This window comes from Sinorhizobium sp. P24N7, assembly GCF_042436655.1.
Lineage (GTDB): Bacteria > Pseudomonadota > Alphaproteobacteria > Rhizobiales > Rhizobiaceae > Sinorhizobium > Sinorhizobium meliloti_A.
On record NZ_JBHMIW010000009.1, the window covers coordinates 43,994 to 66,262 of the forward strand.

The 22,269-nt window shown below is 60.2% G+C and carries 19 protein-coding genes and 3 pseudogenes; 17 read left to right on the forward strand and 5 right to left on the reverse strand.

Annotated features, from left to right (window positions below; translation table 11 throughout):
• Nucleotides 1–77 precede the first annotated feature (77 nt).
• A complete protein-coding gene (locus tag ACFHWW_RS17030) occupies nucleotides 78–284 on the forward strand; it encodes a DUF6494 family protein (protein ID WP_018099301.1) in 207 nt (68 codons plus the stop codon).
• Between the two features lie 117 nt (nucleotides 285–401).
• Here ACFHWW_RS17030 and ACFHWW_RS17035 read toward each other — a convergent pair whose 3' ends face one another.
• Nucleotides 402–1,277: a substrate-binding domain-containing protein gene (locus tag ACFHWW_RS17035; protein WP_379939445.1), complete on the reverse strand. Its 876-nt coding sequence runs from the start codon at nucleotides 1,275–1,277 to the stop codon at nucleotides 402–404.
• An 89-nt stretch (nucleotides 1,278–1,366) separates the two neighbouring features.
• Between ACFHWW_RS17035 and ACFHWW_RS17040 the strand changes: the two genes are divergently transcribed.
• The 8 genes and pseudogenes from ACFHWW_RS17040 to ACFHWW_RS17075 all read left to right on the forward strand — a co-directional run.
• Nucleotides 1,367–2,059, forward strand: coding sequence for an ABC transporter permease (locus ACFHWW_RS17040; protein ID WP_379939447.1), 693 nt, complete (start codon nucleotides 1,367–1,369; stop codon nucleotides 2,057–2,059).
• Between the two features lie 2 nt (nucleotides 2,060–2,061).
• Nucleotides 2,062–2,784, forward strand: coding sequence for an ATP-binding cassette domain-containing protein (locus ACFHWW_RS17045; RefSeq protein WP_379939449.1), 723 nt, complete (start codon nucleotides 2,062–2,064; stop codon nucleotides 2,782–2,784).
• A gap of 21 nt (nucleotides 2,785–2,805) precedes the next feature.
• Complete coding sequence (locus ACFHWW_RS17050; RefSeq protein ID WP_324765349.1) at nucleotides 2,806–3,636, forward strand: extracellular solute-binding protein; 831 nt, start codon at nucleotides 2,806–2,808, stop codon at nucleotides 3,634–3,636.
• Nucleotides 3,637–3,681: 45 nt separating this feature from the next.
• The gene (locus ACFHWW_RS17055; RefSeq protein WP_379939452.1) at nucleotides 3,682–4,809 is read left to right on the forward strand and encodes a molybdopterin-binding protein; all 1,128 of its coding nucleotides are present in this window, start codon (nucleotides 3,682–3,684) and stop codon (nucleotides 4,807–4,809) included.
• A gap of 9 nt (nucleotides 4,810–4,818) precedes the next feature.
• The gene (locus ACFHWW_RS17060) at nucleotides 4,819–6,768 is read left to right on the forward strand and encodes a molybdopterin biosynthesis protein (protein ID WP_379939455.1); all 1,950 of its coding nucleotides are present in this window, start codon (nucleotides 4,819–4,821) and stop codon (nucleotides 6,766–6,768) included.
• 118 nt (nucleotides 6,769–6,886) lie between these two features.
• The gene (locus tag ACFHWW_RS17065; RefSeq protein ID WP_379939457.1) at nucleotides 6,887–7,039 is read left to right on the forward strand and encodes a helix-turn-helix domain-containing protein; all 153 of its coding nucleotides are present in this window, start codon (nucleotides 6,887–6,889) and stop codon (nucleotides 7,037–7,039) included.
• A 98-nt stretch (nucleotides 7,040–7,137) separates the two neighbouring features.
• Nucleotides 7,138–7,317 (forward strand): hypothetical protein, encoded by a 180-nt coding sequence (locus tag ACFHWW_RS17070; protein ID WP_324765346.1) that lies wholly within the window; start codon nucleotides 7,138–7,140, stop codon nucleotides 7,315–7,317.
• Between the two features lie 1,708 nt (nucleotides 7,318–9,025).
• Nucleotides 9,026–9,537: pseudogene (locus ACFHWW_RS17075) on the forward strand (amidohydrolase family protein); the annotation flags it as partial.
• A gap of 82 nt (nucleotides 9,538–9,619) precedes the next feature.
• Here the strand turns inward: ACFHWW_RS17075 and ACFHWW_RS17080 are convergent.
• Nucleotides 9,620–10,336 (reverse strand): Crp/Fnr family transcriptional regulator, encoded by a 717-nt coding sequence (locus tag ACFHWW_RS17080; protein WP_102763346.1) that lies wholly within the window; start codon nucleotides 10,334–10,336, stop codon nucleotides 9,620–9,622.
• A gap of 275 nt (nucleotides 10,337–10,611) precedes the next feature.
• On the opposite strand from ACFHWW_RS17080, the gene ACFHWW_RS17085 reads away from it, so the two are divergent.
• Together ACFHWW_RS17085 and ACFHWW_RS17090 are read left to right on the forward strand one after the other, a co-directional pair.
• Nucleotides 10,612–10,818 (forward strand): hypothetical protein, encoded by a 207-nt coding sequence (locus ACFHWW_RS17085; RefSeq protein WP_324765345.1) that lies wholly within the window; start codon nucleotides 10,612–10,614, stop codon nucleotides 10,816–10,818.
• Nucleotides 10,819–11,379: 561 nt separating this feature from the next.
• Nucleotides 11,380–11,538 carry a hypothetical protein gene (locus ACFHWW_RS17090; protein ID WP_379939460.1) on the forward strand — a complete coding sequence of 53 codons (159 nt, stop codon included), beginning with the start codon at nucleotides 11,380–11,382 and terminating at the stop codon, nucleotides 11,536–11,538.
• 302 nt (nucleotides 11,539–11,840) lie between these two features.
• On the opposite strand, the gene ACFHWW_RS17095 is transcribed toward ACFHWW_RS17090, so the two are convergent.
• A complete protein-coding gene (locus ACFHWW_RS17095) occupies nucleotides 11,841–12,404 on the reverse strand; it encodes a DUF308 domain-containing protein (protein WP_324765344.1) in 564 nt (187 codons plus the stop codon).
• Nucleotides 12,405–12,518: 114 nt separating this feature from the next.
• Between ACFHWW_RS17095 and ACFHWW_RS17100 the strand changes: the two genes are divergently transcribed.
• The 6 genes and pseudogenes from ACFHWW_RS17100 to ACFHWW_RS17125 all read left to right on the forward strand — a co-directional run bounded on the left by ACFHWW_RS17100 (nucleotide 12,519) and on the right by ACFHWW_RS17125 (nucleotide 19,676).
• Nucleotides 12,519–13,091, forward strand: a complete 573-nt coding sequence (locus ACFHWW_RS17100) for a TetR/AcrR family transcriptional regulator (RefSeq protein ID WP_379939462.1) — start codon at nucleotides 12,519–12,521, stop codon at nucleotides 13,089–13,091.
• Between the two features lie 1,131 nt (nucleotides 13,092–14,222).
• Nucleotides 14,223–15,056, forward strand: a complete 834-nt coding sequence (locus ACFHWW_RS17105) for a universal stress protein (protein ID WP_379939465.1) — start codon at nucleotides 14,223–14,225, stop codon at nucleotides 15,054–15,056.
• 76 nt (nucleotides 15,057–15,132) lie between these two features.
• Entirely contained in the window at nucleotides 15,133–17,457 is a 2,325-nt protein-coding gene (locus ACFHWW_RS17110; protein ID WP_379939467.1) for a heavy metal translocating P-type ATPase, read from the forward strand.
• A gap of 118 nt (nucleotides 17,458–17,575) precedes the next feature.
• Nucleotides 17,576–18,625 (forward strand): annotated as a pseudogene (locus tag ACFHWW_RS17115) (alpha/beta fold hydrolase).
• Nucleotides 18,626–18,676: 51 nt separating this feature from the next.
• A pseudogene (locus ACFHWW_RS17120) lies at nucleotides 18,677–19,251 on the forward strand (NAD(P)H-dependent oxidoreductase).
• Between the two features lie 134 nt (nucleotides 19,252–19,385).
• Nucleotides 19,386–19,676, forward strand: a complete 291-nt coding sequence (locus ACFHWW_RS17125) for a hypothetical protein (protein ID WP_379939470.1) — start codon at nucleotides 19,386–19,388, stop codon at nucleotides 19,674–19,676.
• An 818-nt stretch (nucleotides 19,677–20,494) separates the two neighbouring features.
• On the opposite strand, the gene ACFHWW_RS17130 is transcribed toward ACFHWW_RS17125, so the two are convergent.
• Nucleotides 20,495–21,013: a GNAT family N-acetyltransferase gene (locus ACFHWW_RS17130; RefSeq protein WP_127712341.1), complete on the reverse strand. Its 519-nt coding sequence runs from the start codon at nucleotides 21,011–21,013 to the stop codon at nucleotides 20,495–20,497.
• A 279-nt stretch (nucleotides 21,014–21,292) separates the two neighbouring features.
• A complete protein-coding gene (locus ACFHWW_RS17135; RefSeq protein WP_324765293.1) occupies nucleotides 21,293–22,123 on the reverse strand; it encodes a ferritin family protein in 831 nt (276 codons plus the stop codon).
• Nucleotides 22,124–22,269: the final 146 nt, after the last annotated feature.

A 22,269-nucleotide genomic window follows, 5' to 3' on the forward strand; every position in this document is an offset into this window, starting at 1 on the left:
CGATTGGCGATGGTCTCCGTTCCAGGAACGGAAAGTGCCGGATCGACCTTACTGTTCACTCTGTTCGAGGCAATCATATGATCACGAATATGGAAACCGACCCCTTCAACGTCTCCATGCGCAAGTTCCTCAAGCAGGTCGGGGTGACCTCGCAACAGGCGATAGAGAAGGCAGTGGAGCAAAAAGGTCTGAAAGGACAAGGGAAGCTGATCGTCAAGGCCGTCATCACGTCGGAGGCCGCCGGCCTGAATCATGTCGTGGAAGGCGAGATCGATCTGGGATGAGCCAGCGGATGCTGCTTTGCCCTTTCGACCGAAAGTTGCACGCATTTTAACGGTTCCGATGCTCAGTCAAGGTGTTCGAGCATCCTTTGTCCCTTCTCTCAAGAACGCGTAAGCGCTCTACTTGAAGAACCGGATCCGGCCGGCCGGGCTTGTATCATACCCGGTAAGCTCGACGGCGCGGTCGGTAAAAACCTTTTGCGGCAAGAAACCTAACAGCGCCTGGAAGGAGGGCTGAAAATAGGTTCGCTGACGCATGAGCAGGTCGAAATTTTCCCACAGCAGCGGCAGGAATTCCAGGCCAGCGGTGCGAGCGGCGGCGCGTGTGGCAATGCCGCAATCCGCCTGGCCGCTCCGCACGGCGGATGCAAGATCGGGACCGGTCAGGCAGGGCGGCTCCAGTCGATTGAGGTCGCTGTGTTTCGCACCTAAATCCGCCAGCAACTGAGCAAGCAGCATATCCGCTCCGGCACCGCGTTGACGAACGGCCATCCTCGCACCACTCGTCAGGACGTCATTGAGACCGTTCAGCGATTTGGGATTGCCCGGCTCCAGCAATAGGCCTTGCTCGCGGCGGACGAAGCCGACCAGCACCGCATCGCTTAGCCGTGGCATGGCGGCTACCGCATCGACATTTGCATCGGCTACCGTGCCATGGAAATGGATCGCAGCGGCCGCGACCTCTCCGCGCAGCAGACGCGCGACACCGTCTTCAGTGCCTTCCGCCAATGTGGCAAGCCCCGAGCCTGACTGACGCAGGCTCCATTCCAGCAGGTCATCCTGGCTCCCCCCCACGATAGGTGGCAGTTCGAGCGATATCATTCCCGTCGGCTGCACGAGCCCCGAAAGGACCCAGCGGTCGAGTTCGTGCTGTGGAAATAGCCATTTGCCTGCCACCTTGCTGCACGGGATTCGCTCCTTCGAAATCAACTCGTAAATCTTACGCTCTCCCAAGCGAAGATAGTCAGCAGCCTCGGATGTGGTCAGCAGGATCATCCTGCATTTTTATGCATATTTGCGCGATTGTTCAATAATTTGACATCCAGGAAAAAAAAGCCGGAAATTGCGACAAGGGAAGATGCCTCATGTCGGAAACACTCACTGCATGGCAGCTTATCGCATCCGGAGATGCCACCCTATTTGCGATCGTCGGCCTGTCGCTGGCCGTCAGCCTGGCGGCTGTCGTGGCTGCGGGGATTATCGGTTTCCCGCTTGGTGCCCTTCTCGCGCTGACCCGCTTCCCGGGCCGCACGGCAATGGTCGTGGTGTTGAACGGTTTCATGGGCTTGCCGCCGGTTGTCGTCGGTTTGAGCGTCTACCTGCTGCTATCGCGGTCGGGGCCGCTGGGAGAACTCGGTCTCCTCTTTACGCCGACCGCCATGGTTATCGCGCAGGCATTTCTGGTGCTGCCCATCATTGCCGCGCTGACGCGCCAGACAGTTGAGGATCTTTGGCTCGAATATCGCGAGGAGTTGGGCGCCATGGGGGTCGGCTGGGCCAGCAGGGTTGCGACACTTTTGTGGGACAGCCGCTTCAGCCTCGTTACCGTCTTGCTTGCAGGCTTCGGCAGGGCCGCGGCCGAAGTCGGCACGGTGATGATCGTCGGCGGCAATATAGATGGCTTCACCCGGACTATGACCACCACGATTGCTCTGGAAACCTCAAAGGGAAATATTGCCCTTGCGATCGGGCTTGGCATCATCCTTATTCTCCTCATTCTGCTGGTAAATGCCACTGCCTGGGGCGTGCGGGTATGGGCCGTGGAAAGGGCCGGTTAGAAATGCGCGCTGCTGCAAGCAATCTTCCCCTTATCTTCGATGACGTGTCGCTGAGCGCCGGTGCGACGACCATACTCGACCGAATAAGCCTGACGATCGGGCTGGGAGCGCCGACGTTTGTTCTTGGCCCCAATGGGGCGGGCAAGACCTCGCTGTTGCGGCTGTGCATGGGCTTGCTTGGCCCGTCGCGGGGGGTCGTGAGCTGGGGTGGCCGGATCGATGCCGGCCCCGAACGCCGAGCGATCCTGTTTCAGAAGCCCGTGATGTTGCGGCGCTCGGTTGCCGCGAATGTTGCGTATGGACTTGCTCACGCCGGTTGCCCGCGCGGCCTGCGTGCCCAGCGCACCGAGGAATTGCTCGACAGTGTTGACCTGAGTGCGCTGGCTTGGAGGCCTGCGCGCAGTTTGTCGGGCGGTGAACAGCAAAGACTGGCGCTTGCGCGCGCTCTGGCGCGCCAGCCGGAAATTCTCCTGCTCGATGAACCGACCGCAAGCCTTGATCCGGCGGCAACTCGCTTCGTGGAGGAAATCATCCTTGCGACGGCCCATTCGGGCACCAAGATCATCATGGCTTCACACGATCTGGGCCAGGTGCGCAGACTTGCCGGAGATGTCGTGTTCCTGGCCCAGGGCCGTCTCTTCGAGCATGCCAATGCAAGGGATTTTTTCGATCGTCCAGCCACGCCGCAGGCTGCAGCCTTTATACGCGGCGATCTCGTCCTTTGATCGACAGAACGGAGATTGAAAATGCCGACCCGCCGATTGTTCTCTGTGGGAATGCTTCTGATCCTGGCCGGCGTGACGCCGGCCCAGGCCCAAACCCGGTCGATCGTCGTTGCATCGACGACTTCTACCCAGGACACGGGCCTGTTCGATTATATTCTTCCGCTGTTCGAGAGAGAGACTGGGATCGATGTCAAGGTCGTGGCGCAGGGCACCGGCCAGGCACTCGACACCGGACGCCGTGGCGATGCCGACGTGGTCTTCGTTCACGCCGAGGCACAGGAAGAGAAGTTCATTCGGGAGGGCTTCGGAGTGAAGCGTTCCGACGTGATGTACAATGATTTTGTGTTGATTGGCCCGAAAAGTGATCCCGCCAGCGTCAGTGGAATGACGGATATCGCGGCCGCCCTAGTTTCGATCGAAGCAGAAAAAGCGCCATTTGTCTCACGCGGTGACCGGTCAGGGACCCATTTTATGGAACTCAGGCTATGGAAAGACGCTGGCATCGATATCGAGGTTGCAAAGGGCCGGTGGTACAAGGACATCGGACAGGGGATGGGAGCCGCGCTCAACACCGCATCTGCCATGAATGCCTACGTCCTTTCCGATCGCGGCACCTGGCTGTCGTTCAGGAACCGCGGTGATCTTGCTATTTCCGTCGAGGGCGACAAGCGGCTGTTCAACCAGTATGGCGTCATGCTGGTGAACCCGGAAAAACACCCCGATGTCAGGGCGGAGCTGGGCCAGATATTCATCGACTGGTTGCTTGCGCCTGAGGGCCAGAAGGCGATCGGTGAGTACAAGATCGATGGCCAGCAACTCTTCTTTCCAAATGCGAGCGGGCAGCGCATCTGAGGTCTGTTGCCAAGGTGCCCGCATCTGTCCCATTATCGGGCGATGATGACAGTGCATCCTCCGACGAGCGCCCTGATAAGCCTGGAAGTGGCGCTTGCGGCGCTTCTCAGTGGTTTGATGCCTATCGCTCCCCGGTCGGAGCCGCTTGACCGGGCGCTTGGTCGTGTCGCCGCGGCGATGCCGGCTGCCTTGCCGGCACTGCCGTTGCGAGACATTGCGACAATCGATGGCTGGGCGTGTTGTTCACTCGACCTCGTGGGAGCGTCCACCTACTCACCTCTGGCGCTTTCGACGGCCCCGGTCCGGGTGGAAGTGGGCGACGTCATGCCGACTGGATCGGACTGTGTGTTGCAAGCCGATCTGATCGATTGCAGCAGCCCAATCGTTTTTGCCGCCGGCGAGGCTGCTCCCGGTCAGGGCGTGCGCCGGGTGGGGGAGGACATGACCGCACATCGACCCCCGGTTCTCGAAGGCGGGATAGTCGGCGCCGCGGACCTGCTGATCGCTCGCAAAGCAGGGTTGAGCCAGATTCCCGTACGCAGCCCGCGCGTGCGTGTGATCGATGTCGCTTCCGTAAACCATGAGACGTTCTCGACGCGCCTCGTTGCCGAATGTGTGATGACCTCGAATGCGACGATCGCCGCGATAGAGACCGCGCACCGTGATGCAGCTTCGATCGCAGCCGCTCTTGCCGGCGAGGTTTGCGATTTGCTTCTCCTGGTCGGAGGCACTGGTGCTGGCCGCCTTGATGCGACTGCCGAGGCCCTGACGCTTTCCAACGCGTTGATTGCGCATCGTATCGCCATGCGGCCTGGCGATACTACGGCGATCGGCCGGCTTGGCAGTACGCCGCTGGTCGCTTTGGCCGGGGCGCCTGATCATGTCTTTGCCGGCTTTCTTGCATTGGTCCAGCCGATCCTGGACCGTTTATCAGGCCGCTCGAAGCGGATTGGTACAACCTTGCCGCTCTCGCGAAAGATTGCGTCGAAGGTCGGGCTCAGTGAGATTGCCCTGCTCGGCAGAGAGCAGGCCATGTGGACGCCGCTTGCCGTTGGCGATTTTTCGCTGGAGGCCATGCGGCTTGCCGATGCCTGGCTGGCAGTGCCGGGTGATAGCGAGGGGTATGACGTCGGCACGTCCGTCACAGCTATGCCTCTTCGCAATTTGAACTGAGCAGCCATCATGATGAAGTCTCCTTCTTCGATCCCGCAAAACACCGACCAGAAGCAATTTCTGACGATATTGTCACGTGAGGAGGCCCTGGCCCGTTTCGAAGCAGCGCTGTTTCCCTGGTCGGTGCCGACTGAAAAAAGGAGTTTAGCCGAGGCGCTCGGGCTGGCTCTTGCAGAAGACGTCGCGGCGCAGGTCGACATTCCACCTTTCGACCGTTCCAGTGTCGATGGGTTTGCGGTACGGGCAGCAGATCTGGTTGCCGCCTCTGACCTACGGCCTGTTCGATTGATGCTGAACAGGGAAACGATTGCCTGCGGCAGCGTCCCGCAACTTGCGGTATTGCCCGGGACCGCCACAGCCATCGCCACGGGGGGGCCTTTGCCACGCGGTGCGGACGCGATCGTCATGGTGGAATATACTCAGCCAGCCGAGGGTGGGGCCATCGAAGTGCGGCGTGCTGTCTCGCCGGGGCAGTTCGTCTCCACCGCCGGGTCGGACATGGCGCGAGGAGAGGTCGTGTTGCGGGCTGGGTCGGTGATCGGCGCGCGTGAGATCGGGATACTCGCAGCCTGCGGAACCCCGCAGGTAACGGTGGCCCGCAAACTCCGCGTTGCTGTTCTGTCCACGGGTGATGAGCTCGTGCAACCGGGCGAACCGCTGCAGCCGGCCGGCATTTACGACGCCAATGGGCCGATCGTTAGTGCGGCGGTCACCGAAAACGGGGGCGAGGCCCATTTTTTGGGCGCGTTTCCAGACGACGAAGCCAGGCTCGAGACCGCGATGCGTGAGGCGCTCGCCTCCCATGACGTTCTGATTTTGTCTGGAGGTACTTCCAAGGGTGCGGGAGATGTCAGCTACCGTATTATTGGCCGCCTCGGAAAACCGGGCATCATTGCTCATGGTGTTGCGCTTAAGCCTGGAAAGCCGCTCTGTTTGGCGGTATGCGGCGGCAAGCCGGTTATCATCTTGCCAGGGTTCCCGACCTCGGCCATGTTCACCTTCCACGATATGGTGGTGCCCATCCTGCGGCGCATGGCGGGGCTGCCGCCGCGCGTTGATGCGCAGACGAGTGCGCAGCTTCCGTTCCGCGTTCCGTCCGAACTGGGGCGCACCGAGTTTGTCATGGTCTCGCTGGTGCAAGGGCGGGACGGACTGATGGCCTATGCGACCGGCAAGGGCTCGGGAGCGATTACCGCCTTCGCCCAGGCTGATGGCTTTATCCGCATTGACGCCTTCGCCGACCATCTGCCAGCGGGCGCACAAGTGCCGGTGACGCTGTTCACGCCGCAGGTCAGGGTGCCCGACCTCGTTGTGATCGGCAGTCACTGCACAGGCCTTGATCTTGTCGTGGGCAAGATCGCGCGCCAAGGGATTTCGGTGCGATCGTTGGCCGTCGGAAGCCTGGGCGGTCTTGCAGCCGCTAAACGCTGTGAGTGCGACCTTGCGCCGATCCATCTTTTCGACCCTCAGACACAAGTCTACAACACGCCGTTCCTTAGCGAGGGTATCGAGCTCGTGCCGGGCTGGCGGCGCATACAAGGCATCGTGTTCCGCCGCGGTGACGCGCGCTTCGAAGGTCGCAATGCGCCGGAGGCGGTGGAGGCTGCTCTGGCTGATCCAGAATGCATGATGGTCAATCGAAACCAGGGTGCCGGTACGCGCATCCTGATCGACCAATTGCTCGGCCAGACGCGCCCTGATGGCTACTGGAACCAGCCTCGCTCACACAATGCAGTCGCCGCCGCTGTCGTACAGAAACGCGCCGACTGGGGCGTCACGATCGGGCCGGTCGCGCGCGCGGCTGGCTTGGGTTTCATACCGCTGACGCAAGAGCACTTTGATTTCGCGCTAGTTACGGACCGGAAGGAGCGGGTGGCAGTTCAGGCATTCCTTGCCGCCCTGCTGTCGCCTGATATGCAGGACGCGCTGGAGCGGGCGGGATTCAGTCCAGCTCGCTGAATTCGTGTTCCTGATCGAGAAGAGATAACACTGTTTCGCATGGCTGCGCGAAGGCTGGCCCGGCTCGGGTGAAGGCTATAACGTGCCTCATAATCCTTGATCGTCCGAAACATCATTGATGGACATTGGTGTTTCGCTTGCCTTCCGCGTACTGAGAGCCTTCAACGAAACGCGCGCCAATCTCAGCCTGTCGCAGATCGCCGAGGAGACGGGGCTCGACATGAGCGCCTCCCGCGCTTCACCCACACCCTGCAAAAGCTCGGCTATCTAAGCAAGAACGGTGAAACCAAGCTCCGTCAAGGCGCTCGATTCGGCTATCACTACAGCTGGGCCAGCAGCAGCCTGGTCGAACGCGGCACGCCCTACCTCATGCATCTCAGTAAGACGACTGAGGAGACCGTCAATCTAACGGTTCGTGAAGACACAGATATCGTCTTCGTGTCACGCTTCATGAGCCGCCACGTCCTCGACAATGACGTGATTATCGGGACGCGCCTGCTGGCCTATTGTACGGCGCCGGGAATCGCGATCCTGTCGTGCCTGCCGTAGGCGGAGGCGCATACGATCCTCTCCAAATCCAACCTGCACCCGTTCACGCCGCACACCACTGGCATCTCGACGCGCTCAGCGCCAAGCTCACGAAGTCGAAGGCGCAAGGCTACGCCACCGCCTTCGAGGAGTATTTCCACGGCGATCTTTCAGTGGCGGCCCCATCCTCGATGCAAGGGGCGCAGCCTATGGCGCGATCAATATCGGCGTCTCGCGCAACCGGTACACGTCCGAGGAAGCGGAAGAGCGGTTTGCCCCGCTCGTAATTGCTGCCGCCCATTCCATTTCGCTGGTCAGCGGTGCTCGTCGATAAGTAGATTCGATATAATCCTCTTACCTGCACTTCCATACGTATAGGCTCCAGAAGCGGCAGGTTTTGGTTTTGCCGCGTCCGGCACATCCGTTATGACCTCGACACCTCCGTAGAAGGGCGGAGAAAGGCGTTTACCCGAGCGGGGGTTGGAAGTTCTGAGGAACTGGTGGCCCGTCACTGCGTTTGAGACCTACGGCCGCATGGCGCGACGGGGGCACCATGCTAGCGGTCGCGATTTTACTGGTAGAGGACGAGGGGCGGCTTCTGCTCGATTTCGAACAGACGCTCGTCGAGGCGGGATTTGCTGTCTTGCTGTAGAGAGTGGCAAGAAGGCATTGAAAATCTTGAGCAATGGATCAACCACCATACAAGGGATCATCACCGACATCCGGTTTCAGCAGGCTCCCGATGGCTGGGATGTCGCGCGTTTCAGCCGAGAGGTCGATCCCGAAATGCCGGTCGTCTACGTGAGTGGAGACAGCGCTCCCGATTGGGCGTCGAAAGGCGTTCCCAATAGCACCATCTCGGGAAGCCGTTCGCTATGGCACAGTTGGTGATGGCAATCTCTAAGCTGCTCAACGACAGGCATCTAGGGACGGCCGTGGCGAAACCTCCGTCTGGCAGCTAGGTGCTCTCCCGCGCTGCTCTTGTAGCTCTCCAGGTCTCGTGTCTTTGCGCCCCCGGACGCGTGCCTCGCGCATTTTCGGCTGCGCCATCAGCGGCTCGTCGATGTGTGAGACGGCCGGCCGCATACCCAGCATCAAATGCTTCGCGTGTCCGTGCCATGTCGCGGTTGCATCGGGCAACATGTCCAAGCCCTCGCCACCACTCTTCCCAAGCATCCCTCACTTGCATCTGAACCTCCCTGGCGCAGCTCAAAGGACGCCTTCTGTTGGCAGTTGAGCCGACGGGTTCGTCAGCCGAATAGCTGGCGAGATCCCCTATTCGTCGAGTTGTCCGTAAAACGAATGTAGGTCGTCTCTGGTTGCCGTACGCTACCGGACGAAGTTCAGCTTAGTGGGGCCCATCATGCGTCGGTGTTCTAGCATTGGTTGTCTTTAGGCGGCGCCGGTGAAATCTTAAATGGCAGAAGGGTTTTTGATAATGACGACGCGGAGCCTAGATGATTGGTCATGTATGGTCTCCGCCCGCTCGCTTAACCAGCTTAAGGCGCATGGATAAAGGAAATCGATCCAAACAAAGCCAGCCGTGCGCAGAAGCTCTCTGGTGATGGTGTGAGCGCCAAGTGATAAAGGCGCGGAATTGCGGAAACCGCTGCTGCCTGGGCCAAGGTTCGCCTAACGTCACCGGACCACTTGTCGCGCCCGTGGCTCCCACACTATTCATGCACGTCGCCCGCCCGGACGCATCGCGGGCGACCTTGGCAAACGCCGCCGCCGGGTCACCACCGTTCGCGACGTGGGCGGGCCGGCGTTCAGCCTGGAGCGGGCGGTAGACCGGGGCATCATCCCCGGACCGCGCATCTATCCGTCCGGTGCCATAATCACAGTGACTAGCGGGCGTGGCGATTTCCGCCAGCTCACCGACCTGCGAAGGAGCACCGGCGGCCTGCTCACCCCGATGGAGACGAGCGGGGGTGCCATGGTCGTGGACAGCCCCGACGAGGTGCGTTTGCACGTCCGCGAGCAGTCCATGCAAGGGGTCGTTCTGATCAAACTAACGGCGGGCGGCGGGTGTCTTCACCCTTCAGCCCGCTCGACGTCACCACCTTTACCGAGCCAGAATTGCGGGCCGCCGTGGAAATTGCCGAGAATTGTGGCACCTATGTCGCCGCGCACGCTCTCACTCCGGATGCGATCCGGAAGGCTATCGCTGCTGGTGTGAAGTGCATCGAACACGGCTTCCTCATGGACGGGGCCACCGCCAAGCTGATCGCCGAGAAGGACTTCGCCTTTTTCTCGACACCCTGCGGCCCGCGACGGCAGCATTGTTTGTACCAGGGCGGGCTGGATGCGTATTTTTGCGGGTTCAGAAGAGCGCAGTCATAAGTCGATGGTATTCCGCCTCCGGCTTGCCATAGGCGTCCCGGGCGAACTCTTCGAGGGCCTGCCTGTTCCGGATAATGATGTTGCCCCTGTTCGAGCGAATAAAACCGTAGCCTTCAAGGACGTGGAGCGACGTTGTGACGCTTGGACGGCGAACCGCAAGCATCAGCGAAATGAACTCGTGCGTCAGCGGAATCTCGTCGCCTGGTACACGGTCGTGACACATCAGAAGCCATCTGGCCAATCTCTCGTCCACCCCGTGCAACGCGTTCGAAACCGCAGTATAGGTAAGCTGAATCGAGAAGGCCTCAATGCATCGGATCATCACTCGGGCGAAATTCCGGTTAAGATCCATCCACTTCCGGAATGCGCTGAACTCCATCCGGTAGCCGTCTCCTTCGATCTGCATGATGATGTCGTGGACGCTGAGCTCTACACCCATCGCAGCAGAAGTCGGAATGTAACCTTCACTCCCGAAGATACCCGCCTCCGCTTTGTTACCCTCAGGCGTCGAGGCGACCAGGGAGCCAATCCCGGACGTGAGATAATAAACATGGTCTATGGGGGCGCCGGCTGTAGCGATCAGAGCGCCCCTAGCAACTTTGACATAGTCGAGGTCAGGCGCAACCTGGTTATAGTCAACCTCCGGAAGCAGGTCCAGCAACTGGTTGTTAACCGAAGCTTGGGGTGGAATCGCCATTGCCTTCCCCTCATTGGGAGCCGGAGCACCGCGGCTCTGTCGGCCGCTTTCTGCCAAGGATTGCGGATCGGTGTTACATGACTCTAGCATGCCGGCTGCCCATCGACTATGTGCAAGCCAGCATGGTTCGGAAGGACAGTCTTCTCCAATTCCGCGGTGATTGTACGGTTCCAGACCCTTTGTCCTTGAGGCGCAGTATTGACTCGCCATGTACACCAAGACGCGTAGACTTTCCCCCGGCACCGAGGCGATCGCGAGGCCCGGGAGGAGAGCTAATGAGACACCAACGAGTATGCACCCTTGATCCACTAGGGCCTGACGAGCTCAAGTTGATCGAGGGCATTTTCCGTCGCGAACTGCAATTGCGGGCATTGCCACTGAATTCCGAGGAGGCTGCAATACTCGCAGCGAGGCTGATCGGTGCCTATCAGTCCGGAATACGCGACGCTGCAGGCCTGACCGCGGCGGCGGAACGTATGTGATGGGCAGCACCTCCCGATCACCTTGGAGCGCACCTGCGCGCCTGCGTATTCACAAGCGTTGCAGGTTACCTGTCCTTCGTTCAATCTGTGCAAGTGCTTTTTACGTCCGTTTTCAACGCCAGCACGGGACATTCCGGTCACTGATGGCCGGATGCCTGCAAGGACTCAAGGGAGCTGTTCTTCACGAGCCAGCGCCTCGACTGCGACGGCAGGGACGGACGCCAGGGCGCCCCGACCTCAACGGCTTCGGCGCGGACGGCTGGATGTTCTTGTGGCTGCAAGACGGCGCCGCGTCGCCCGCGCCGTGCAGGTAGGATTCGTTGCCAATTCCGAGGCGATGGTGGCGCTATAAGGCGATAATTTGGATGAGATCACGTTTCACCCTGTTTGTCGCGCTGCGGGGCGCCGTCCATTCTGCTGCGATGGCAGCGGAGTGCATGAGCTTCACCCTCCGGGCTCTCAGCTCCACTACGATCCTCGCTACTACGCGGCCCCGGTCACCGACCCCGACGGATACACGCTTGAGTTCGTCTACAAGAGCTGGCAGCACGGAGGTGAGGCATGATCACCAACCCGCCTTATAGACATGTGGTCGAGCCGCTAATCCGCGCTACCAATTCCTTCGACGCCCAGGCGGCACTGCACCTGTTCGCTCACGACGCCGTCATCGACGATCCGTCGACCCGGGGAGCGGTTCGAGGGCCACGCGGGCGTTCGTGACTACATGGACCGGTTCTTCGTCGGGTCCCGCACCGCCACTAAGCTTCTTTCGCTTGAAGAATTGAAGGCGGCCGGGATCCGTGCCCGCGTCGATTTCACCGGAGATTTCCGCCACGAGATCGGTCGGCTCAATGTCCCACCGGCCCCGACGGCCTCATCGCATGCATCGATGCTGATCCCGAGTAATCCGTGGATCCTCAAGACACTGGAACAACATTACGACGAAACTGATGATCTATGCGCCGCCGACTACACGGGCGAGGCGGGGAGGGACGCCGTTCCTCCGCAGCCTCATCACCTTCTCAGGCTGGGTTCCTCCGCCCACGATAGGCCGCAACAGTCAGCGCTATTGCCGAGACCAGGAAGTAGAAGGCGCCGAAAGCGGCATAAGGAGCGACGTCAAGAATGGTCGGCGGCATGGAACCGAGCGACTGCTTGATCATGAAGCCGCCTGCCAGCATTGACTGTGCGCCGCTGAGGATCATCGCCCACTGTGCTCCAACTGACCGCCAGCGCCGGATGCCGGTGTAAAGCTGAAGAAGTCCGGACAGGATCGCCCAGATGCCGAAGGCTGCCAGAACAGCGTACGTGTCTTTCATCACGGCAAAGAGAACGATGATCGCCATGACTGAACTGGCAAAGACGTTGAGCATCTGTGACCTGTTGGCGGCGAGGCCGCCGTGGGCTCTGGCGTCGACGAGGTTCGCGAGCGCATCCCATGCGGGGTAGATGACGAGAAGCAAGGAGGCGACAGGGGACAAGCTTGCTGCCGAAGTGGCCGCGATCACCCAGAAGATCGAGAAGCCAGCACGGGCATAGTAGTAGGAGCGCAGCCACGTCGACTGCGGTTTAGTTTGGTGATGCATTGGATGCTCCTTGAGATCGAACGATCTACCTACTACTTGGTAGGTCCGTGCACGGTCAATTCACGAAGTCGCGATGTATTTGACGATCATCCTATCAGAAGGTAGATACCGAACATGGAGCTCAGTACCTCGGAAAAAATCCTCGATGTCGCGCAGTCTCTTGTCGTCGTCGGAGGATACAACGGATTCAGCTATGCGGACATTTCCAACGCGATCGGGATTCGGAAGGCCAGCATCCACCACCATTTCCCAACCAAGGCGGCGCTCGTCGCCGACCTAGTCGAACGCTATGTAGGTCGTGCCAAAGACGCGCTGAACTCGCTTCGAAACAATGTCGCGGACCCCGCCAACCAACTCGAAGCCTATCTCGATTACTGGCAGAAGTGCGTCCTCGACGCCTCGCAGCCCTTCTGTGTCTGCGCAATGTTGGCGAGCGAGATGCAGATGCTCCCGGACGAGGTTGCCGGGCTGGTTCGGCGTCACTTTCAGAACCTGATGGAGTGGCTGGCATCGGTTCTAAGGGATGGGGAAAAGCAAGGCTCGTTTCGACTAGACGCTTCGCCGGAGCAGGAGGCCCAAATCATGATGGCCATTGTGCATGGAGCCCTGCTATCGGCCCGCGCCGCCGGGCAGCCTCGAATTTTCTCGTCAATCGTGGGTCCTCATGTGGCTCGCCTCCGCAGCTAGTCGTTCATGGCGAAGGGCGGTGTGCAGGATCGCGTTGTGATACCCGCTCGAGTCTTGGTAGAGCCGGCGCGGCGCGGCCTGTCGGTGGCCCTTATCGAAAGAGGATATGTCGGTTGCGAACAGTCCAGCCGGAACTGGGGCTGGTGCCGTCGGCAGAACCGCGAGGCAAGCCATTGTTTTCATCGCTTGAAAATAGAACATACAACTACAAATTGTAAAATCAGATAACGCATATTATGGAACCGGTTATGATTCCAATTATGATAATATTTCTGCAGATCTAAGACGGAGTCTTTTGAGTGTGCGCGCCGCTCCGATTCGTCTTACGGTAGAATATCTATCCCCCACGACAATGCCGTTAAAGAGGATCTCGCCGCTCGTTGGACGGGCAAGGCCGCCCATGATGCTCAGCGGCTTGGACTTCCCGCATCAGATGGAGCGGACAGTCCGCTTTTAGGTACCAAACTCCGCTCAACCGCGCGCAGTTCGGGTTGGGTCGGTTATCCCAGGTCCGACAGGAAGAATGCGATTAGGGCATTCGGCGACTTGAACCGGCCGCGCCTCAGTTCACGAGGATTAGCGCCTCGACCGCTTCCAGCTTTTCTGACGGGTCAATGCGAAGATTGACGTCGGCCGTGCGGATGTCGGCATGGGCCCGCTATTCATTACCTTACCGGCCCCGTTCGTTACGATCCCGAATTCCCTGAGCGGCCATCAGATCGCCTCTTGCCGTTTTTGCATCCTTGCAAGAGCTTCTGAAGCAACCGCGAACTGGTCAAGCCTACCTGCTCGATCGGCATTGCAATTCAAAGCATGCGGTCAATTCCCAGACTACTTCGTTTCGAACAGGCGGAGTTGCCTCGACAATCTTGGCCGCGAATCGACCCTGTCGATCGTCACACGACCGATATCAGACCGTGCAGGAACTTCTGAGTGACAACGCGAAGATGCTGAAAATGTGCAGGCAATTCGGATTTTCGATCTCTGCGCATCCGGGCGATGCGACCCTGAGGATCGCAACACTGGCACTACAGTCTCAGGCGGGCGTTTCTTGACCGGGATCAATGTGGCCGCCCCCATCTGGCGTAGAGTGGCTTCCTGAGTTCAACCTGCCTTGGGGAGATCGGAGCAATGACCTACAAGACAATTCTTCTGATAATCGGTGCCAACGATCAGGAGAAAGATTTGGCAGCGGCAGCGGACCTCAGCGCGACCGCGGGTGCGCACCTTTCGGTTCTTGTGGTCCAACTCGCCGCTCCACCAGCGGTCGGAGACTATGCGGCGTTGTCGGTCGCCTTGCTCGACGAACGCGCAGAGGAGATGAAGCAATTGGATGAGGCAGTGAAGAGAGCTCGAGCCACGTTGAAGGACCTCGGGATCTCGTTCGATGCAAACGGCATCTACTGCCAGACCGCTTGGGCCGACGACGATGTCGGCAGCCGCGCCCGCTATGCCGATGTTACATTGATTGGCGCGAGCTTGCAGACCGATCCGTCGTTGCGGAGCCGTGCCATCGACGGGGCTCTCTTCTATTCGGCGAGACCAGTTTTGCTCGCGACAAATCGCCAACCGGTCACCTTGCGTCCAAAAAAGATTCTTCTCGCATGGAACTCGACGATGGAATCCGCGAGAGCGGCGCGGGAAGCAATGGCGCTGATGGAGAGCGCCGAGGAGGTGAACGTCGTGCTCGTCGATCCGAGCGCGGCTCCGGCGAGAAACGGCGAAGAACCAGGTGCTGACATTGCCACCTACCTAGCTCGCCACATCGTCAACGTAACAGTCGATCGGCTGCCGAGTGCTGGACGTCGGGTGGAGGAGGTGCTCAACCAGCATGCAATTGATATCTCTGCCGACCTGATCGTCATGGGAGCGTACGGACACACACGTCTTCGCGAAAGAATATTTGGCGGCGTCACGAAGGCGATGATCGAGAGACCGATCGTGCCGGTGCTGATGGTGCATTGAACTATGCGCTGCCACCCGATAAAGGCGCCACATACTGCGGCGCCTTTGATATTTGCTCTCATTCGTGGAGAGCGCATTGACTAGGAGTTTAGATTTCCAGCATGTTCGGCAAGGGGGAGAGCTGGGCAAGCGCCTTCTCCTGGTTTTCATCGCGCTCGCCTTGCTCGTCGGCACAGTCACCTGGCTTGCGGGTCGGCCCGCCCTCAGCGTCTCTTTCTGGGCTGCAGGCACCGCGATAATCCTTGCGAGCCTCCTTACCGACATCGCGATCAGTCTCGGAAGGAAAGAATTCGGGCTGGATCTCATCGCGGCGCTTGCGATGGGGGGCGCTCTTCTTCTCGGCGAATACCTGACCGGCAGCATCGTCGCACTGATGTACACGGGTGGCGAGGCGCTCGAGGATTTCGCTCAAAGGCGCGCCCGCCGAGTACTGACAGCGCTACTCAACCGGGTACCGCGCACCGCCGTGCGTTACGCGGATGGGCAGTTGCAGGAGGTTTCCATTGAAGAACTTAATATTGGCGACCGAATCCTTGTACGCCGTGGCGAGGTGGTGCCCGTCGATGGAACCGTGATGAATGGCATCGCGGTCCTGGACGAGTCGGCCTTGACCGGCGAGGCAATGCCGGTCAGGCGCCGATCCGGCGAGCCAGTGACGAGCGGTACGACAAACGCCGGCGATGCTTTCGAAGTCCTCGCATCAAGCGCGGCGAGCGACAGCACCTATGCGTCAATCGTCAGATTAGTGGAGGCGGCGAAAGCCGTGAAGGCGCCGATCGTTCGGCTTGCCGACCGTTATGCGTTGGGGTTTCTTGCGGTCACGCTCCTCCTCGCGGGAGGCGCCTGGGCCATAAGTGGCGAGCCGGTTCGCGCGCTCGCCGTGCTGGTCATTGCAACGCCGTGCCCGCTCATTCTCGCGGTCCCGGTGGCGATCATCGCAGGAGTTTCCCGTTGCGCCGGCAAAGGAGTGCTCGTGAAAGGCGGAGGCGCGCTAGAGATGCTCGCGCGCATCAAGACGGTGATCCTCGACAAAACAGGGACGATTACAGACGGGCGGGCCCACCTTATCGAACTCAAGTCCCGCACCGATCTCGACCCTATGGAAGTGCTGCGTCTCGCGGCATCGCTGGATCAGGGTTCACATCATGTGATTGCCCGCGCCTTGGTAGCAGCCGCAAGAGAGCGGGGCCTGCAACTTGTTGCACCATCCGGAACTCGGGAATCGGCGGGTTCCGGCGTGAGCGGCAACATAGATGGCCACGAAATTGCAGTGGGCGGCTGGGATTTCATCAGCGAAAGGATCGATGAGACCGCCTTCTCGCGAGACATGCGGGCGTGGATCCGGAGGGATGGCGTCGTCTCGGTGCTCGCTGCGATAGACGGAGTTCTCGCGGGCGCGTTTCTCCTCGCCGACGAGGTCAGGCCAGAGGTCGGCAGCGTGCTGCGGCAATTGCGGGAGGCCGGCGTCGGACGGATCGTGCTTGCGACTGGCGATCGCACCGAGGTGGCGGAGAGCCTCCAGTCCTTTTTGAGACTGGACAAGGTTGCCGCCGAATTGAAGCCGGAAGACAAAACTCGAATTGTGGAAGCGGAAAGAGCCGCAGGACCGGTCATGATGGTGGGCGATGGCGTCAACGACGCACCGGCGCTCGCAGCCGCCGACGTCGGGGTAGCCATGGGCGCGCGCGGGGCTGCCGCCTCCTCCGAAGCGGCGGACGTAGTCATCCTGGTGGACCGGCTCGACCGCCTCGTCAGCGCCATCCGCATCGCGCACCGCTCACGCGGCATAGCCCTCCAGAGCGTCTATATGGGTATGGCCTTGTCCGCCGCTGGCATGATTGCGGCCGCCTTTGGGTACCTGACGCCGGTACAGGGCGCACTGCTGCAGGAAGCGATCGACATCGTAGCCATCTTGAATGCAATGCGCGCGCTAGGCGACCCGTTGCGCGGCTGGAGGAAAACAACACGTTTGGAGCACACGGAGCTCCTGAAGCTCGAAGCCGAGCATCGTGCCCTGATGGATGTCGTGGACGAGATACGTCATACAAGCGCGCGCATCCAGGAGCTCCCGGAAGGTGAGGTCCGTAATCAGCTTGCGCACTTGGATACTCTGCTGCGACGACGTCTTCTTCCGCACGAACGCCAAGATGACGAGGAGGTCTATCCCAGGCTGCGCAGGCAGGCAGGCGCGCCGAATGCTTTTGCCGGCATGAGCAGAACTCACATGGAGATCCAGCGTCAGGTCCACAGCCTCACTTCGCTTCGACAAGCCTTTGGCGAACATGCGTCGGGCCCAGCACAGCGTTACGAGATCCAGCGCCTGCTGCATGGTCTGGAAGCTATCATTCGCCTCCACTTCGCTCAGGAGCTGGAAATCTATCGATCGCTCGAGCGCGAGTAATCCAACGAACAGACGCATCGGCCTGATTGCCAAAGATCTCACCGATTCTTCTGAGGCAGATCAAAGTCCTCGCGGCTTCAATCCCACTACGATACCGGCAAATTGACACTCCTCCGGGATGGCGGCCATGGGTAGGATCGGATGGACATTATCAGCGGTCTTAATCGCTGCCGCGGTCGCAGGCGGGATGGTTTTCCTGTCCTACAGCAATGACATCGATCGGGCGCGCTCCGCAGTCGCCAATGGCGGGCGCATTGCCAATACTGCGGCCGGTCCCCTCGAATATGCCGAGAGAGGCGACGGCATTCTGCTCCTTTCCATCCACGGCGCAGGTGCGGATGGGATCAGGGCCTGACCAACGTTGCTGATCTGGTCGGAATCGGCTTTCGGGTGATCGCCCCGTCGCGCTTTGAATATCTCGGCACGCCGATTCCGGCCGATACCTCGCCTGCCGCCCAGGCCGACGCCCATGTGGCGCTGCTCTCCGTGCTTGAGATCGACAGGCCGTGGTCGTCGGTGTATCGGCTGCCGCGCGTTAGGCGATCGAACTGGCGCTTCCCCATCCGGACAGGGTGTCAGCTCTCATTCTGATCGTCCCTGGAGCTTACGCGCCAGCTTACGCGCCCGAGAGCCCAGTAGTGGTCGAGGGGTCTCGTGGCAGCGCGCTTGCCTTTTGGCTCGTCAACGCCGGCGCCGATTTCGCTTGGTGGGCGACCGAAGAGGTTGCTCCGTCGGTTCTCATCCGCTTCCTCGGCGTGCCGCCGGAATGGTTGAGGCGGCCCCGGCGCAGGACCGAAATCGGGTGATGGCCATAATCCGCAGCGTCGAACCGCTTCGCGGCGCTTTCCCGGCATTAACATCGACAGTGCGCCCGATCTCCACCGCCTGCTTCTTGAGAAGATCGCCGCTCCAACCCTGGTCGTGTCGGCCCAAGATGATCTGTATAACACGCTCCAGGCAGCCATATTCGCCGCCAGGAGCATTCCGGGCCCGAAGCTGGTCGTTTACGACACCAGCGAGCATTTGCTCGTTGGACAGGGGGAAGGTTAAGAAAGTCGTCAGCGATTTCCTTGCTCAGACAGGCACAAAACAGCCCTTTGGGTCCGGCGCCGGCACCTCTGTTCGGCCAAAGGCGCCCACAGCCGCAGTTTCGTTGACGCGGTCATGAGGGCTAACAGACATTCAATGGCATGCGTGGGGATTTTACGGAGCGCAGCAGATGACCAGGCACATTGCGATTGTCCAGGGCCATCCGGGCCCGGCCAGGCACCACCTCCTGCACGCCATGGCTGACGCTTACGCCGCCGGCAGCGGAACACGAGGTACGGCGGATAGAAGTGGCCAAGCTTGAGTTCCCGCTGCTGCGGACGCAGGGGGATTTCGAGACCGGGGCGTTGCCGCCGGGCCTGGAGCAGGCCCGGGAGGACATGCGCTGAACAGAGCACTGGGTCTTTCTGTTTCCTCTTTGGCATAGAACGATGCCCGCCCTGCTCAAGGGCTTTCTCGAGCACATCTTCAGGCCGGGCTTTGCGATGGGAATACAAGAAGCGGGGCTTTCCGAAGCGGCTGCTGGCCGGGCGCTCCGCCCGCATAATCGTCACCATGGGCATGCCGGTGCTTCCTTACCGGTGGTATTTCGGCGCGTATGGCGTTCGAGGTTTCGAGCGCAGCATGCTGGGCTTCGCCGGAATCAAGCCCATTCGCGAGAATTTCTACGGCCTCTGCTTTGCCGATGAGAAGAAGCGCTCTCGCTGGCTCGACGAGATGCGCGATTACGGCAGACGGGCACGGTGATTTTAACCTCCAACGGGTCGCGATTGGAGATCGACTTTGAGCTTGATCAAGGAGTTTCTGTTGGCGCGAAGCATAATGCTTGAGCGAACGCCGTTTTGATTGGCTCGACTCGCACTCGTGCCGGGAGGACGAAAATGCCCTTGAAGCTGATCAGTGGAATGATGAAGGCATCGGGAGACGAGGCGCTTCTGATCATGGAAAGAGACGTCGGAGGCGACGAAATCGTTCTTGTCACGAAGGAAGCCCTTCTCGATATCGCCGATCCGCCGCTCTGCAACGAGTGCCGGCTGCAGCAATACGTCACCGTCTTCAGCGACATCGCCTCCAAGAAATTCGATGGCAAGGAGCTCGCGCCCGACGGGCGCGTCGCAGTAACCGCGACTGATGTGTCTGTTTGGAAAGTTAATCACCCTGACGCGACTTGAGATCTATCGATCGCAACCAAGCTGGTACGAGTTGCTGGTCAACCATTAGGACACGGCTGCAATGAAGCGAATATCTGGTCTGCAATGTGCTGGCAGTGTTGCCCTCCTTCTGATTGTCACTGGCGAGAGCACCGCGGCCGATCAACTCCGCGGCCGCGCCATCGCACAACGCTGGTGCAGCGAGTGTCACGTCGTTACACCTGGACAGGTTCGCGGCTCCGACACTGTTCCGACATTCGCTGAGATTGGTGTATCCGAACGATTTGACGAGAGAAGCCTTTCGGCGTTCTTGGCTGCGCCGCACCACTCCCGCATGCCAAACCTATCCTTGACACGTACTGAGATTGCCGACCTCGTTGCGTACATAAGGGCGAAATAGACCTCGTCCATGGTCGCGGATCGACGCCCGGACCGATAACGCGGTGTGAGCGCAGCCACCGAAATCAGTTATCTATCATCACTAACCGGCTGCCTCACGATCGGCCTGCCGGTAGGCCTCTGCTGAACGGAAGGATAGCCGGGATTTTCGGTTTCGTGGCCGCCGCAGCCCACTTGGCTGATGGCGGCGAGCTACGGCGAAAGTTTCGGAACTGATTGATACGCCTTCAACTTCCAACGGAATCCGCAAGACGCTGCGGGAACAACAACCGAGAAAGCTGGCCGTCCTCGCAAGTCTGGAAGTGGGGCGAGCTCCAGCTTTCGCGGTTGCGGTTGAACTTGCCACAGTCATTCACGGTAATGGTCCAGACCGGAGATGTCAGCACTCCGGCCGGAAAGCATGCTCAGGCCGAACAAAATTGCTTAAGCGCCGCGGCGTCTCACGCGGCTCTAAGTTCCTTCCGGACGAGGAGGATCGTGGGGTCGTCGGGATCGGTCACGGTGGTGAACCCCATCTGCTGCTCGATTTCGATTGCCGCACGGTTCTCGCGCCGCTCGATCGACTCGAGCACCTTGACGCCCTTTGCCTCGGCGACCCGCGAGAGAAATCCGAGGAGCTCCCAGCCAACGCCCAGGTTCTTGTAATCCGAGCGAATGCTGATCGCCACCTCGCCTCGCTCGAATGCGGGATCACAGGCCAGCATGGCAGTGGCGATCAACGGATCGCCGCTCTCGCCGAAAGCCAGGTAATTCTCCGTCCGGACGTGATCGACATTGGTGAGGGCCGCGATCCGCTCCTTGCCGACCTCGTTCAGGCCAGCAAGATAACGAAAACTCAGGTCCTCTTTGGTGACATGGGTGAAGAATTCGGCAAGCATCGGCTCATCTTCGGCCCGAACGGGCCTGACGTGAATTTTAAGTCCTGTTCGGGTCATCAGATCTGCGGTCCCGTTTCCCATAGTGGTCTCCTTTGGCTGCGCCTTCTCCCTTCCGACAAATGCAAGCGGAAGATGATTGCTGAACATTTAGTCAAAGGAGAATGGAGCGCATTGTTCCGGATCAATCTCCAATTCACCGCAGGAAACCGATCAAAAAAGGCTCGGAGCGTCTGGGGAATGCCTCTCCGCTTCGCCGATGTACCAGCGGACGCCGAAATCAAAGCTAATCGTCTATGGTATAGTGGCTTTTAGCGCCGGAGTGGCCCAGGGCCTGTGACGGTGATGCCACCGGGCAGCAGCCTAAAGTTCCCGTGCTGCATAGAGGCAGCGGATGATGTCGCTGGCGAACGACTGCATCCGAGCTCTTGCCGACTCGGTGCCTTCGTGTTCCGCAAGGTCGAGATAGCAATCGAGCAGGAATTCGCAGAGCGGGACCAGCCGCCCGGTGACGTTCGCGGGAACGTGCTGCAAGAGAGGCGTTTCGCCAGGCGGCGTTGCTATTAGGGCGGTCGCGCGCTCCTGCGCCTCGTTCGCCAAGCCGCGCAACCGCTCCGCACTTTCTCCGGGTGCAGCCGCAGGGATGCGTATCAACAGTTCGGCGAGCCGCCCTTCGAGCGTCGGCAAGTCGTCCCCTATTGAGCCGCCTTCCGCGTGGCGCATTTCGTGAAAGGCGCGGCGGCGCTCGCGACGCAGTGTCGCCACATGGCCGAGTTCCTCCCTTGCCAGTCGCTCGGCGGCCTGCCTGATTGCCTCGGAAGGCGCATGCGCCGCCGCATAGGTCCAGAAGACGAAGGCCCGCTCCTCGTTGCGCACGGCCATGGAAAACGCGCGGTACGACGTGAGTAGCTCCGGAGCGACAACTCCCGCCCCCTCGTCGTCAAAGAACGGTTCTGGGAGGTTGACCGGTTGTGGCGCTCTCTCGCCTAGCCATTGGTCCACCTTTCCGAGATGCCCCTCTTCTTCCGCCACAAGGCCGTCGAAGACTGCGGCGAGGTCGGGGCGTTCTTCGGCGCGCATGCGCGCGGCCAAGGCGACATAGCCGTCGACAGCCTCCTGCTCCATTGCTCGGGCGAACGACAGCAACTCTGTCATCGACGCCATTACCCAGGGTTCGGTTCTCTTTTGCGGCATGTCCTGCTCTCCCGGTGGCACGCGCAAGTAGCGCAGCTTGAGCTCGGTCTTCTGGACCTTCGACACATTGGACCGAGTTGAAGTTAATCAAGTTGATCTGGCGCAAAGAAATACATTTCCGGCCGTGCGAAATGGCCGCGATGCAG